This window comes from Shewanella sp. SM87, from assembly GCF_025653705.1.
Lineage (GTDB): Bacteria > Pseudomonadota > Gammaproteobacteria > Enterobacterales > Shewanellaceae > Shewanella > Shewanella oncorhynchi.
The window spans coordinates 105,266-119,148 of the sequence record NZ_JAKKSC010000009.1; the positions used below are offsets into that span (position 1 = coordinate 105,266).

The window sequence follows — 13,883 nt, forward strand, 5'->3', positions numbered from 1 at the left end:
TTGCCATGCCCTTTAATCCCCATTTAACCGCCGTTTAAACACCGATTATTTAGATACTAACGAGAGCATTAACGAGATACCAATGGCTGATAAAACCTTAGAACTCGCCCTGCGGATCGTGGCAGAAGCCACGGGCAAGCAACACATTGCGGCTTTAGTCGATGAGCTTAAGCGCATCGGCACTGAGTCGGATGCGGCGAATCCTAAGACGCAGGCGCTCGCTGATGAACTCGATGGCGTGAGTGATGCCAGCCAAGCGGGTGCGAACCAAGTTGATGAACTCAAAAACAGCCTTGACCCGTTAAGCGACCAGTTAGACCAAGTGGCCCAAAGCGGCCGCAATACCAGCAACCAAACAGAGCAGCTCACTAATGACCTCAAGCCTTTAGCAACTGGGCTTGATGACGTAGGCGATAGCAGCCAATCGACCAGCCAAAAAGCCAATGCCTTAGCCAATAAGCTCGATGAACTGGCTAACCAGCAAGACCTGATCAACACCTTTAAGCGGTCACGCAACGAGCTTGAACAACAAGAGCTTGCTGTCACTGCTGCTGCCCTAGCACTGCAGGACTTAAAGCAACGTGCCAGCCAAACGGATGCGCCTTTTGTGCAGCTGGCACGCTCTATTGATGTGGCCGAAAAAGAGCTGGAGCAAATGCAGCGCGAGTTAGCGCAGCAATCATCCAGCCACACTAAGCTGCAAAATGCCCTGTCGAAATCGGGCATTGATTACAACAACCTGACCACAGCGCAGCGCAAGTTAAGCGCCGAATTTGACGGCACTGGCCGTAATGTCGATAAGTTTGCTAATCAGTTAGATAAGGGCAATGCCAGCGCCCGTGATCATGCCAGTTCCCTGCGTGGCGTGATCGGCCAAGTGACCGCCTTAGCGGGTGCCTATTTGGGCTTTGACCGTGTGGCCCAAGCGTTGAAGGATGTCTTTGCCACGGGCGATCAATTTGAGCGTCTTGGCGTGCAAATGAATGCCGTGATGGGCGGTTTTGAATCTGGCAAACAAGCCACAACTTGGGTAAAGCAATTCGCCATCGATGTGCCACTGCAACTGAACGAAGTCAACCAAGCGTTTGTGAAGGCCAAAGCCTTTGGCCTCGATCCTATGAACGGCACCATGAAGGCGATTGTGGATCAAGCCTTTAAACTGGGTGGCGGTTTTCAAGAGGTCGAGGGGATCACCTTGGCACTCGGCCAAGCCTGGGCAAAACAAAAGCTACAGGGCGAAGAGATCCTGCAGTTGATTGAGCGCGGCGTGCCCGTATGGGACATGCTGGCTAAGGTCACGGGCAAGAACACTTTAGAGCTGCAAAAACTCAGTGAGCAAGGCAAGCTTGGCCGCGATGTGATCCAAGGTTTGATTGATGAAATGGGCCGAGCCGCTAATGGCAGCGCAGCGGCGCAGATGGCTTTGCTCAGTGGCCAAGTATCAAACCTCAAAGACAACCTTTCATCCTTCTATGATCTCGTGGCTCAGTCAGGTGCACTTGATTGGCTTAAGGGCCAGATCAGTGAGTTGAATCTTGAGTTTGCCGCCATGGCCGCCGATGGCCGTTTAAAGGAATGGGCGCAGCAAGTCAGCGACACGATCGTAAGCATAGGCTCAGCGGTGCAAGATGGCGCGGCTATGCTGTACCACTTCCGTGATGAAATTGGTTTTGTGGCTAAGGCATTTCTCGCGTTAAAAGTCGGTAGCTATTTTAGTGATGTGATCACGGGAGCCAATGCCGCCATCGGCGTGATGCGTCTTTACACTGGCGCGATCATGGGTACCACTGCGGCGAGTGAGGGCGCGGCCTTAGCTGCTGGCAAACTTAAAACCGCCTTGGCAGCAGCGGCTAAAGCGGGTTTGTACTTAGCCCTGATTAGCGAGTTGATCGAGGTTGCTCGGGTATACCAAGAGTTATTAATCGCTGAAGAAGCACTGGAAAAATCTAAACGCGCTGCCGCGTCTAGCTCCAAACAGTTGGAGTACTCACTTAAGGATCTCAGCGAGCAAACGGGCGTAGCCTTTACCACTATGGCCGAGTTCAACAAGGCGGTAGACGAAGGCAAACTGATTTATGACGATGCCACTGGTAAGTGGAAGAACGCCGCTAAAGCCATGGAAGAGGTTAAACAGGCAGCTGTTGAAGTCGTTGAGCCGATTAAACTAACGGTTGAAGAAGCGCTGCGCCTGACCTTTACCTTAAGCGAACAAACTAAAACGCTCGATGGCGTTAAAGGTGGTATGGGCGGTTTCATTCGCCAAATTGATGCCGCCTTAGTGCCGTTGAAAGCGGCGGGGGAGCAATACGAAGGCCACGTTAAGTTACTCACATTACTGCGCGCCAAGTTTGAAGAGCAGCAAACCTATCTTGATGCCACGGCTAAGGGCACCGAGGCATTGGAGCAAGCCTATAAGGACTTAGGGCTGACCAGTAGCCATGCCTTAGAGCAGGTGAATACGAAAGCCGAAGCGGCCTTTAATCTGATTAAGAACAACCGTGAACCGATTGAGCAACAAAAAGATGCGTTTTTAGCCTGGGCGAAAGCGGCATTAACGGCCGCCGAAGCGACGGGCGCAGCGGTACCAGAAACCTTGAAAGCGCAAGCCGCCACCCTTGGGCTAACCAAGGAACTGAGCGAGCTGACTGCGAAGCAATACGGCTATACAGATAGCGTGAAGGAACTTTCACCCGAGCAAGCCAAGCTAAGCCGCGCAGTGGCAGAAACTGAAGCCCGTTTGAAGCAATGCCGCGATGTGATGAACAGCTCGACGGTATCGAGTAAAGCCAAAGCAAAAGCCCAACAAGATCTGATTAGTTTACAGGGCAAGTTAAGTGACCAAACTAAGCAGCTCAGTGAGGTTCAGGCACTCGAAGCTGCTAATTATGAACAGATAAAAAGTAAGTATGCCGCTGTATCTGACGAGATGTTAAGGCTCGAACAAGCCTATAAAGACGGCGGCATCACGGCGGAAGAATACCTGCGACAAAAAGAACGCTTAGTTGAAGTGCTAAGAATATTGCAACGCTTAATGGGCGGTTTGGAAGATGGTGAGCAAGAGACTGATGAACAGGTAAAAAAGACCACTAAAACCTTAATTGAGCAACGCCAAGAACTCGAACAATTAGAGGAAACCACTGGCCGCGCCACTGAGTATGTAAACCTATTTGCGGGTGCCTATGCTCACTTAAACAAACAGTTCAATTTTAACGAAGATAGCACCGAAAAACTTAACGCCCGAGTTAATGAGCTGACTAAAAGCATCATGAACAATATGCGGGTGAATACTGGCTTTTGGGGTGTGCTGGCGCAGCTCAGTAACCAAGCTTTTATCCGCGAAAAGCAGATCATTAATGAAACCTTACTGACCCGTAAATGGACTGAAGAACTCGAAAGCTCAAGCATTAGCCTAGCTCGTGTCAATCAAATTAGCCGCGAGGCAAAGTGGAATATACGCGAGTTAGGCGACGAAGATCTTAAGCCACTGCAAGCGGCCATTGATGCTACACGCGATCGTATTCTAGGCCTACGTGACGATATCAACGCGACCTTGGGCAGTCTCAAAGATGAGATGGATCAGCTCAATAATAACCAAGCCGCTATCGAGAAGCGCCGCTATGAGCAGCAACAGGCTGAGCTTAAGGCGCAGCTCGATGCTGCCCGCACAGCCCAGGATAAAGAGTCCGTCGCCAGTGCCCAAGAAGCTCTGCAACTGAGTCAGCAAATCTACAGTACTAAGCTAAAACAAATCGAAGCTGAATCGGCAGAACGTAACGCACAGGCGATCGAGCGTGCATCAAGCAGTGCAAGCACCGCGACGAATTCCACTCGCAGTCCCTCAAGCCAAACCACTTCGCCATCGGTGAGCAATCAGAACACAGGCGGCAGTGTACACATTTATCGGTTAGAGCTGGCAATGCCGTCGGGCAATGTGGTGAAAGCCGATTTGCTTGATGAGTTTAAGCAGCTGTTTTTGCGCGAACTAGAACAGATTAAGGCCACCTCATGATCACCTTAGACACGCTTCAATTACCGCATTTTATTTGGCTTAACCGCTTTGGTTATACGCCCTTTGTGAGTAGCACTGAGTTTGCTCTTGATGGCTCGCAGCATGTTGAAGTAGCGGCTAAACAAGCAGGGCGTTCCATTATGCTCTTTAGTGATGGCGAATCTTTAAGTCTGTTTGAAGCCCTTGAAAGCCACGCTAATACAAAAGGGGCGGCCAGTTTCAATCTGGATATTAACGGCACGGTTTTTAGCGTGATTTGGGATTACCGCGATCAACCGATTAGTGGTGCACCAGATATTAATTACAGCGATAGCGCCCCCGATGCTGTCGATGCCATCACCCTCAAGTTAATCACTGTTTAAAGGCTGTTTAATATGGCAACTTCTCCGACACCAATTTCCCGCGATAGTTTAAAAATCTTCAAGCCTGAACTATTAGGTTCAAGCAATGAAGCTGGCGGCCAGCGCACGAACAACGTAGTGCAATCAGGGCAGATTAATGAACTGTTTGATGCTATCTCTGATATTGATCATGCTCAATCGAGTATCGATATCGTTAAATGCTTCCCCACGCTTTACACCAATGACACTAACAAACTTAAGCAAGCCCATGTGTTTGTGAGTGAGCCACCAGTCGATCCGCTGGTGAATGTGTTTATGATTGAATCCCCTGCGCTGGATGATGAGTCTCGCATGACGGATATGAAGGAGATCATTGAGTCGTCTGTCACTGCAGGGGAATTAATCCGCGAAGGTGGCCCAGGGTTCCTTGTAAATCAAAACTCGTTTTCCTCAGATTACTTGCAATCGACTTATCGATTTAATGATCGCGATTACTGGAAAACCACCTATTTGGTCGTGGGCCAAGTGATTTGTATTACTGTGGAATATACTGGGGTGGAAAATGCCGATTGGCCCCGTAAAACTCACTTTTGCAAAGTAACCAAGACCAATAATGTTAATGGTCAAGTCGGTACCGTCACTTTCGATCCACCCATTCCTTTTGCCACTCCATGGCCATCATTAATTGTTAATGGACAAAGTAAGTGTACTAAGCTGCGCTTATCTAATACCGCATCACCGCTTAAGTTTCATGGCGTAACCAAATTAACTGCTGTGGCCAATGGCGTTAATTTAGCCGTGGGGGCGACGCAGTTGTCGTTACTGCCATCCATTACCACTGTGTTACCCAAGCCAGGCAATACCATTGTCGGCGGCAGTGAAAACGGGGATGCCACTGTAAGCCAAGTGATCCGCAAAGTGATCACCCAACCTTCAAGCGCAGGCACCTATAGCTATACTTTTACCACTACGGATTTATTAACCGATGAAAACGGATTAGTTGCCGTTTCGACGTTACCCACGGCCACGTTCGGCGGTTATACCAGCTACATTCAATCCGTGACGATTGGCTCAGGTAATATCACGGTAACGCTCACCTCAAGTACAAGATTTAATGATGCGTCAACCGTGAGCCTGTTTTATGTTTCATCCTATAAATACAGCATCTATTCAAGCGCCAACCCGTTCCCAGCCAACAAGCAACTGACAGTGGGCAGTATTAAAGGCCGAGCTGTCTTTGCTGATACAAACTATGCTGCCCAAGATGTGTATGAGAGAGTGAGCGCCGAGGGCACTACAGGCAAGCTATATGATGGTACAGAACACCTCGCAACCATTAATTACTTAACGGGTGCGGTGGCTAAGCAAGTTGTTAGCCGTGGCGAGTTTACGTTTACCTATGCCGGATTAGTCGAATCAAGCGCGGCGGCTGCGGCAGGTGATACGGTCGCTAAGTTCACCTTAGCTGTACCCAATCCCTTATTAGAAAGCTTTTATGTGCAGGTTGAACGCATCTCTGACCGAGCGCTGATTAGTGCCTCAGCCAATGCTCAAGGGGTGGTTTCGGGCACTGGCATTAACGGTAGCATTAGCAGTGGCATTGTGGAACTGACCTTTAGCGCCCCAGTGGATTTAACCACATTGCGCTATGACATTAGCGACCAAGTGCGCCAACTGCCACCTGCCGAGATTTATGGCCTTAACCCGCTGCGTATTCCTTATGATGGCATTGTGAATATGTTCCGCCAGTGGGGTACAGTGGCGCTGTCACACTCACTAGTGCAGCAAGTCACCGCCACGGCTGGTACCGTGTATAACATTCGTCAAAACGCAGCATTTAGCGACATTACAGATGCGAATGGCGCCAGCCTATGGACCAGCGAAAACACCCATTTCACCGTAAATAAAGCGGCAGGCACTGTCACCATTAATAGTGCCTTTACTGGTTTTGCTGCGCCTTTTGTGCTGACCGATGTTATTAGCGAGCTTGCGTTAGTTTCAAGCTTTACCCCAAGCAACATAGTGCTGGCAAAACCTTTATCCCGCGAATATCCCATAGGGGCAACTGTGGCCAGTGTGCAGATTTTAGGTGATTTGCAGGCGCGTGTTGGCCAAGTACGGGATATGACCGCCTGGTCAAATAACTGGGATGTTGATGGTGCTCAAGCCACGGGCAATTTTAACGCCGTTGACTATCCGATAGAGGTTAAAAATAACACTGCAATAAACGAAGATTGGGTAATGATTATGACCAGTGAAACCGCGTTTCGCTGCGTAGGTCGCCGCCTAGGACAAATTGCGACTGGTGATACCCTCAATGATTTTGCACCAATCAACCCCGTGACAAATACCCCTTATTTTGTGCTCAGAAAAGGCGCATGGGGTGGCGGTTGGCAAACGGGCGAGGCGGTGCGCTTTGCCACCTTTGCTTCATCTAAGCCAATCATGCTGCTGCGCAATGTGCAGGTTGGCCACAGCCAAATCACTACAGATAAAGCCGTATTGTCATTATTTGGCAATGAGTCGTAAGCGAGATTCAAAGGAGTCATTATTATGGGTTTTACACCAACAGCATATCGCTGGGATGATGCGGGTGCGCCTTCGATTGGAACTCGAAAGCCTTCTGAAATTATCAATATTTTGAAAAAATGTCTTGTTGATGGATATGGCTCTAAGCAGGGAGCTGGGTGGACAATACCTTTTCAGGACGGTGCAGCAAACAGTATCGTGTTTAGAAATTCGACCGAATATGGTTCAGGCGGTTTTGTTAAAATATGGGCTAAGACCTCCGGTGATGTTAGTAATGATGTATTGTTTACACAAAATGCACCATTCATTAGCTCGTTAAATCCTGATTGGTCAACGGTAGCAGGTGCCAGCTATCGTGATTATTTTATGACTGGTGCAAACATTCATACTCGATGGGTGGTATATGCAACTCCAAAATCTTTTTACATTTTAATTTTCGGTAGCACAGCACAAACAGGGGGAAATGTTGCTGGTACAACAAGCACTATGCCGTTGTTGTTTGTCGGTGATTTTCAAAGTTTAGTACCAGGTGATGTTCATACATTTATTACAATATCATCACCAATTCAAGCCGATGTGTCATTGACGGGTAACGGAGGCGGTAGCCTGTTATATGCGTACAGTTCTAACAATGATTGTTTAAAATTATATGAGACAGCTAGCTTGGTAAGTCCTAAAAGGGGCGTATTGCTACAAACCAATTTGCCCCTTACGACAGGTTATGGAACATCAGCAATAACAGCCACGCCTCCGCCAAGTTTCAATATGACATTCATGCCTGTGGTCATAGGATTGAATTCTAGTCAGATTTCAGAAGCCAGTAACTTATCGTCATACGTTGATAGTCAAGGCGTTAATCATTTACGGAGCATGCTTCAACCTGTTATAAGGGGCATTTTGCCGGGATTGCATTTATCACCCTTTCTTGGTTGTGCAATTGAACCCAATATTTATAAGTGGATAGCAGACGGTATTGAGTGGCACCTAATGCCTCAATACCACTATGGTGGTTCAAGAGTATGGCTTTCAACGGGAGAATGGTATGCCTAGTGTTATATTGCCATCACCAACAATCTCTAAAGGTGTATACCTTCTTGGGCAACTTTCGATAACTAATCAAGATAAGTTTGCTGAACGATACGCCGTGATTGATAGATCGACTTTTTACCCCTTAAGACTTGGCGACTTTCCGCCTAGTGGCGTAGTCAAGTTACTGTTACCACCAACTCAAGCTACAGACGGCGTGATTGTGGTCATTATGGATGATGACAAAAACTTTAATGCTGAAATAGTTGATGGTGTTACCTATGAATTAGTTGATGCTAACCGTGTGAATCTATAGCTATGACTGCTATCACGATTAATTTTAGCGGCCAATGGCTAAACGCCCATTCACTACTCACCATTAATTTTGGTGATGAACCCACGCCAGATATACCAGAGGTACCCATTAGCGCGGGTACCATTGGTATAATGTGCGGCATAGGTATTTCGATTGCGCCGAGTGTTGCACAGCAGCTAACCATTAAAGAAGCCACCCAAAGCCATGCCACACAATTAACGTCACAATGGCAAGTTGGCCATGTGACGCAAATCGTGACGGCCAAGTGGCAAGCTAAAGCATTACTGGGTATTACCGCCTCAGTGGTTTGGCGCTGGAATAACCTAGTGCCATGTAAAGCTGATTTGCTTTGGTTAGTGCCACAGTTACATGGTGTGCAAGCTTCTAGCCTATGGCTATTGCCTGACTTAGTGCCATCACGGGTTGAAATGCTATGGCGGCAGCCAGAGGCTACCACGCAGATTATCGCACTGGGTTTAAGGCAAGGTGAGTTAGTCGGGACTGAGGTTAAGCTTGCCCACTCGAATATTCGTGCTGCAGGCGATATGAAAGGAATAGCATGGGGGCCACATGCTGCGCGGTGGGTGTGCTCGAGTAAGTATCGACCACCCAAAGGCAAGATCACCATTAACTTTAGTGATCCTTGGGTAAATGCAGCCAGCTCGATTGTGCTCAACTTTACCCCTTCACCCAATGTTTGTTACTGGGACGATGGCGGCGGCCTGATAGGTACTAATCCATCTTTACCCACCATTGATTTTAAGATCCCCATCGAACCGCAAATCAGAAGGAGTTACCTCATGCAGCCTCAAATCAGTTGTGTTCGTGTGAGTGACGGCGTTGCTGTGGTACTCAAATCTGTATCCATTTCTCAGTCCCGTTCACAATGGGCCAGTAGTGGAAGCTTAGCGTTTTCATCCCGTATTGATGCCGAGCGTGCCGCTAATGAATTACTGAAAATAAGCATTAACGGCTATGACTTTTACCTGCTTTGTGAGTCTCCCAGCGAGTCAAAAGCCTTTGGCAAAACCAGTTATAGCGCGACAGGTCGAGGCCGCTTAGCCACACTCGCCAGCCCGAACCGAAAGGCCATCAACTATGTGAACGTAGTAGCCCGCAGCTTTATTGGTTTGATGGCCGATATTGTGGCCAATACTGGGTGGACTGTCGCCAGTAAAATTAGTGATTACTCTGTACCCGCAAACGCCTTTAGTTATGCCTCTAAAACTCCCGCTGAAGCCATTAACATGATGGCAAATAGCATTGGGGCCATGCTCGATGTGAATGATGAAACTCAGACTATAACGGTGATCCCTCATTGGCCAGTCGTGCCTTGGAATACCGCAAGCGCAATTCCCGATGTGATTTTGCACGATGGAGTTATCCTCGAATTTAACGAGCGTATCGACATTCGTCCCGATGCTAATGCGGTGTTTGTGCGTGGTGAACAGCAAGGCGTGGCGGCGAAAGTGAAACGTTTCGGGACCGCTGGTGACAACTTTGCTGCTGATATAGTGGATAAGTTAATCACTGATAATCAAGCCGCAAGAATGCGCGCAACGGCCGAATTAGCCAACGCAGGTAATAAGGTGCAAAACAGCATTCGCGCTAAGGTCATGGCAGATTTACCACCCATGCGCCCAGGCATGTTAATTGGGGTTCGTAAAGGTGCCGAGGTGTTTAAGTCAGTGTGTGAAAGCTTCAGCATTAGTGGCAGCGTTAATGAGTCAACGGGGATGGTTACTGTGAATCAGACCGTGACGCTATTGCGTAATGAGGTGGCAGCATGAGTAACATCTATCAACGCTTAGCTAACTTAAACCCAAAGCCCCAGCGCAGTGTTGCCACTGTGATTAACGTGTCGAATGGCACCACGACAGTACAGCACGCCGATGGCAGTTATCAGACTGTTTTGGGTGACTCAGTTGCAAGCGGGAAAGTGTATATCGTCGATGGTCAGATCCAAGGCCAAGCCGCCGACCTGATATATGTAGAATTAGAGATTTGATAAAAGAGAGCGGTCTAGCAATGCTACCAACACTGCTAGACCGTCAACACACAGGATAAGACCCTGTGAGCCAACCAAGGCTCCCTCACCGCGTCGACACGGCGAACCGAGCCTAGCATAAAAAATCCTAAAAAAGGAGGCTCACATGCCAAAACCGATTATCCCTTGGATGGGCGGTAAGCGTAGATTAGTTAAGCAGATTTTACCGATATTCCCTGAACACCATACCTATGTCGAACCCTTCTGCGGCGGTGCTGCAATGTTCTTTAGCAAGGATGAGGCTAGGGTGGAAGTGGTCAATGATATGAATGGTGATCTCGTTAATCTTTATCGAGTGATTAAGCATCATTTAGAAGAGTTTATAAGGCACTTTAAATGGGCTTTAATTAGCCGTGAAGAGTTTTTATGGCAGAAGAATACTAACCCTGAAACTCTAACCGATATTCAGCGAGCGAGTCGCTTCTACTATCTTCAAAAGCTGGCGTTTGGCGGGAAAGTATCAGGTCAGAATTTTGGGTGTTCAGCGTCTCGACCAGCTGGTTTGAACTTGTTAAGGATTGAGGAAGATCTCAGCGTTGCTCACCTACGCTTGGCAAGAACCTATATCGAGCGGTTGGACTGGGCAGAGTGCGTAAGACGATACGATAAGCCAGAAACCTTGTTCTATTTAGACCCACCTTACTGGAGTACCGCAGGTTATGGTGTAGATTTTGGACTAGAGCAATATGCCTTGATGGCCGAGCTTGCGAAGACAATCAAAGGCAAGATGGTGATCAGTGTGAATGACATACCAGAGATGCGCGAGGTATTCGCTGGACTACAAATGAAGACGCTTGGAATACGTTACACGGTAGGAGGCTCAAAACGCTCTGGAGAGCAGCAAGAACTGCTCATTTGGAACTGGTAGACCAACGTATTAACTAAGTAGAAAAGACTCAATAGCCCTCGATTTAGGGGGCTTATTGAGAAGTTTATCAAATTGAGTGAACCCATATTTATCAAACTAAGTGAACCAACGAGTAATTGATTAATCACTAATTTTCAATTTAGGTGAATTCGTTTATCAAATCTCGTGGCGCGCTACATGTTAATTACAGTTAGTGAAATTGATACAAGTAGCAACATTTATCAAATGTAATTAAATTACTAAATGCCGAGAGACGGTTGTTAAGACACATGACAGCCTCCAATCCCGCGTGGTTTCTAGGTTATTTCGACTTATCAACAAAATCTGTGGATAACCCTGTGAGTTGTCCTGGAAAATGGCCGCCAAAGCCTTGGGGTATGGGCGGCGGACTTAAAATGCACTATTTTGGGGTTCAAAAATAAATTTAATCATTATCAAATACATACTAAAAGCAAGTGGTTTTTATTGAGGGTGAAAACAAGGTTGCAATTTTGTAATCGAACGAAATTGATTTCTTGTGTATTAAATTGGCATTTTTGCTTAGTTTGCGGGTGTTTTGTGAGCAAAAAACGCTGAAAACGCCTTAGTTTAAAAGTTTCATGTTTCTTCCTTTAAATTGTCATCTTGCGGTTTTAGATCGTATTGATATGACGACAGGAAGGATAACTGTGGAGCTTAGTCGGTGACTTGATTAGAATGGGGCGACTCACTAAAAGGATATGTGCGCGTGTCAGAATCTGTTTTTCAGCTTGAATCGCAATTCGCCCCCGCAGGCGACCAACCTACAGCGATTGCCAAATTAGTCGATGGACTCGAAGCGGGTCTGGCCTGCCAAACCTTACTCGGGGTGACGGGCTCAGGTAAAACCTTCACGATTGCCAATGTGATCCAAAAGTTAGGCCGACCCACGATTATCATGGCGCCTAATAAAACCTTGGCGGCGCAGCTTTATGGCGAGATGAAAGAGTTCTTTCCCCATAATGCGGTCGAGTATTTCGTTTCTTACTACGATTACTACCAGCCCGAAGCCTATGTACCTGCGTCAAATACCTTTATCGAAAAGGACGCTTCGGTTAATGCTCACATTGAGCAGATGCGCTTATCCGCCACTAAGGCGCTGTTAGAGCGTAAAGATGTGGTGCTGATTGCTTCGGTGTCGGCCATTTATGGCTTGGGCGATCCCGATTCTTATTTAAAAATGTTGCTGCATCTACGCCAAGGCGATGTGATGGGGCAGCGTGACATCTTAATTCGTCTCAGTGAATTGCAGTACAAGCGCAATGATATTGAGCTACAACGTGGTACTTATCGTGTGCGCGGTGAAGTGATTGATATTTTCCCCGCCGATTCTGAGCGTAATGCCATTCGAGTCGAGTTGTTCGACGATGAGATTGAACGCTTAAGTGAGTTTGACCCGTTAACGGGCCATATTATTAAACGTATCGCCCGTACGACGGTTTATCCTAAAACACACTATGTCACGCCGCGGGAAAAAATCATCGCTGCCACTGAGTTTATTAAAGAAGAATTGCGTGAGCGTAAACAATATCTACTCGATAACAACAAGTTAATTGAAGCCCAGCGTATCCATGAGCGGGTGCAATACGATGTGGAAATGATGGTGGAGTTGGGTTACTGCTCTGGCATCGAAAACTACTCGCGCTATTTGTCTGGCCGCGCACCGGGGGAAGGGCCACCAACCTTGCTCGACTATTTGCCTGCCGACGGCTTATTAATTATCGATGAATCCCATGTGACTGTGCCGCAAATCGGCGCTATGTACAAAGGTGACCGTTCCCGTAAAACCACACTTGTGGAATACGGTTTCCGCTTACCGTCCGCCTTGGATAACCGGCCGCTCAAGTTTGAAGAGTTTGAGCAATTGATGCCGCAAACTATCTATGTGTCGGCAACACCGAGTGCCTACGAGCTGGAAAAGAGCGAAGGTGAGATTGCTGAGCAGGTCGTGCGGCCAACGGGGTTACTCGATCCTGAATTAGAAGTGCGCCCTGTTGGGACCCAAGTGGACGATTTATTGTCTGAAATCGCCAAGCGAGTGGCCGTCAATGAGCGGGTGTTAGTGACGACGTTGACTAAGCGTATGTCGGAGGATTTGACTGAATACCTCGACGAACATGGCGTAAAAGTGCGTTATCTGCATTCGGACATTGACACTGTCGAACGGGTTGAGATCATCCGCGATCTGCGTTTAGGTAAGTTTGATGTATTGGTTGGGATCAACTTATTGCGCGAAGGCTTAGATATGCCTGAAGTGTCATTGGTGTGTATTTTAGATGCCGATAAAGAGGGCTTCTTGCGCTCTGAACGCTCGCTCATCCAAACGATTGGCCGCGCGGCGCGTAACGTCAATGGTAAAGTGATCCTCTATGCCGATCGCATCACCAATTCGATGGAGAAAGCGATAGGTGAAACTGACCGACGTCGTGAACGTCAGCGGGCGCACAACTTAAAGCACGGTATCACGCCTAAGGGCGTCGTTAAACGGATCACCGATGTGATGGATGTGGATGATGGCCGCGACAGTAAAGCGGTGTATGGCAAAGTGGCTGAGCCTAAGTCCCATTATCATAAAGTCGATGCGGCAGAGTTAAGCCATCAAATTGATCAGCTTGAGAAGAAGATGCATGAACATGCGCGCAACTTAGAGTTTGAACAAGCGGCGGCAATGCGTGATGAAGTCAAGCACCTGCGGGACCTGTTGATCAAAGCCTAGATTTATTCTTGCG

General features: G+C 47.8%; 10 protein-coding genes. All 10 read left to right on the forward strand.

Translation table 11 applies throughout. The features are described 5' to 3' along the window. The first annotated feature begins 82 nt into the window (after nt 1-82). Nucleotides 83-4,009, forward strand: coding sequence for a tape measure protein (locus L5M11_RS09455; RefSeq protein WP_263191967.1), 3,927 nt, complete (start codon nt 83-85; stop codon nt 4,007-4,009). Then, entirely contained in the window at nt 4,006-4,371 is a 366-nt protein-coding gene (locus L5M11_RS09460) for a hypothetical protein (protein ID WP_131525971.1), read from the forward strand. The genes L5M11_RS09455 and L5M11_RS09460 overlap by 4 nt, the downstream gene beginning before the upstream one ends. 12 nt (nt 4,372-4,383) lie before the next feature. Further along, entirely contained in the window at nt 4,384-6,879 is a 2,496-nt protein-coding gene (locus tag L5M11_RS09465; RefSeq protein ID WP_263191968.1) for a hypothetical protein, read from the forward strand. Nucleotides 6,880-6,903: 24 nt separating this feature from the next. Next, nucleotides 6,904-7,929 carry a hypothetical protein gene (locus L5M11_RS09470; protein ID WP_263191970.1) on the forward strand — a complete coding sequence of 342 codons (1,026 nt, stop codon included), beginning with the start codon at nt 6,904-6,906 and terminating at the stop codon, nt 7,927-7,929. Then, on the forward strand, nt 7,922-8,221 hold the full coding sequence (locus L5M11_RS09475) for a hypothetical protein (RefSeq protein WP_173247725.1): 300 nt from the start codon (nt 7,922-7,924) through the stop codon (nt 8,219-8,221). Before L5M11_RS09470 ends, L5M11_RS09475 begins: the two co-directional genes overlap by 8 nt. Before the next feature lie 2 nt (nt 8,222-8,223). Continuing rightward, nucleotides 8,224-10,011, forward strand: coding sequence for a hypothetical protein (locus tag L5M11_RS09480; protein WP_263191971.1), 1,788 nt, complete (start codon nt 8,224-8,226; stop codon nt 10,009-10,011). Beyond that, a complete protein-coding gene (locus tag L5M11_RS09485) occupies nt 10,008-10,229 on the forward strand; it encodes a hypothetical protein (RefSeq protein ID WP_263191972.1) in 222 nt (73 codons plus the stop codon). Before L5M11_RS09480 ends, L5M11_RS09485 begins: the two co-directional genes overlap by 4 nt. A gap of 145 nt (nt 10,230-10,374) precedes the next feature. Continuing rightward, nucleotides 10,375-11,136: a DNA adenine methylase gene (locus L5M11_RS09490; RefSeq protein ID WP_263191973.1), complete on the forward strand. Its 762-nt coding sequence runs from the start codon at nt 10,375-10,377 to the stop codon at nt 11,134-11,136. Nucleotides 11,137-11,405: 269 nt separating this feature from the next. Beyond that, entirely contained in the window at nt 11,406-11,558 is a 153-nt protein-coding gene (locus tag L5M11_RS09495) for a hypothetical protein (RefSeq protein ID WP_263191974.1), read from the forward strand. Between the two features lie 305 nt (nt 11,559-11,863). Further along, nucleotides 11,864-13,870: an excinuclease ABC subunit UvrB gene (uvrB, locus tag L5M11_RS09500; protein ID WP_263191975.1), complete on the forward strand. Its 2,007-nt coding sequence runs from the start codon at nt 11,864-11,866 to the stop codon at nt 13,868-13,870. Nucleotides 13,871-13,883: the final 13 nt, after the last annotated feature.

Coding starts and splice junctions, on each gene's coding strand:
- L5M11_RS09455 (WP_263191967.1), top strand. CDS start 83: ATGGCTGATAAAACCTTAGAACTCGCCCTGCGGATCGTGGCAGAAGCC.
- L5M11_RS09460 (WP_131525971.1), top strand. CDS start 4,006: ATGATCACCTTAGACACGCTTCAATTACCGCATTTTATTTGGCTTAAC.
- L5M11_RS09465 (WP_263191968.1), top strand. CDS start 4,384: ATGGCAACTTCTCCGACACCAATTTCCCGCGATAGTTTAAAAATCTTC.
- L5M11_RS09470 (WP_263191970.1), top strand. CDS start 6,904: ATGGGTTTTACACCAACAGCATATCGCTGGGATGATGCGGGTGCGCCT.
- L5M11_RS09475 (WP_173247725.1), top strand. CDS start 7,922: ATGCCTAGTGTTATATTGCCATCACCAACAATCTCTAAAGGTGTATAC.
- L5M11_RS09480 (WP_263191971.1), top strand. CDS start 8,224: ATGACTGCTATCACGATTAATTTTAGCGGCCAATGGCTAAACGCCCAT.
- L5M11_RS09485 (WP_263191972.1), top strand. CDS start 10,008: ATGAGTAACATCTATCAACGCTTAGCTAACTTAAACCCAAAGCCCCAG.
- L5M11_RS09490 (WP_263191973.1), top strand. CDS start 10,375: ATGCCAAAACCGATTATCCCTTGGATGGGCGGTAAGCGTAGATTAGTT.
- L5M11_RS09495 (WP_263191974.1), top strand. CDS start 11,406: ATGACAGCCTCCAATCCCGCGTGGTTTCTAGGTTATTTCGACTTATCA.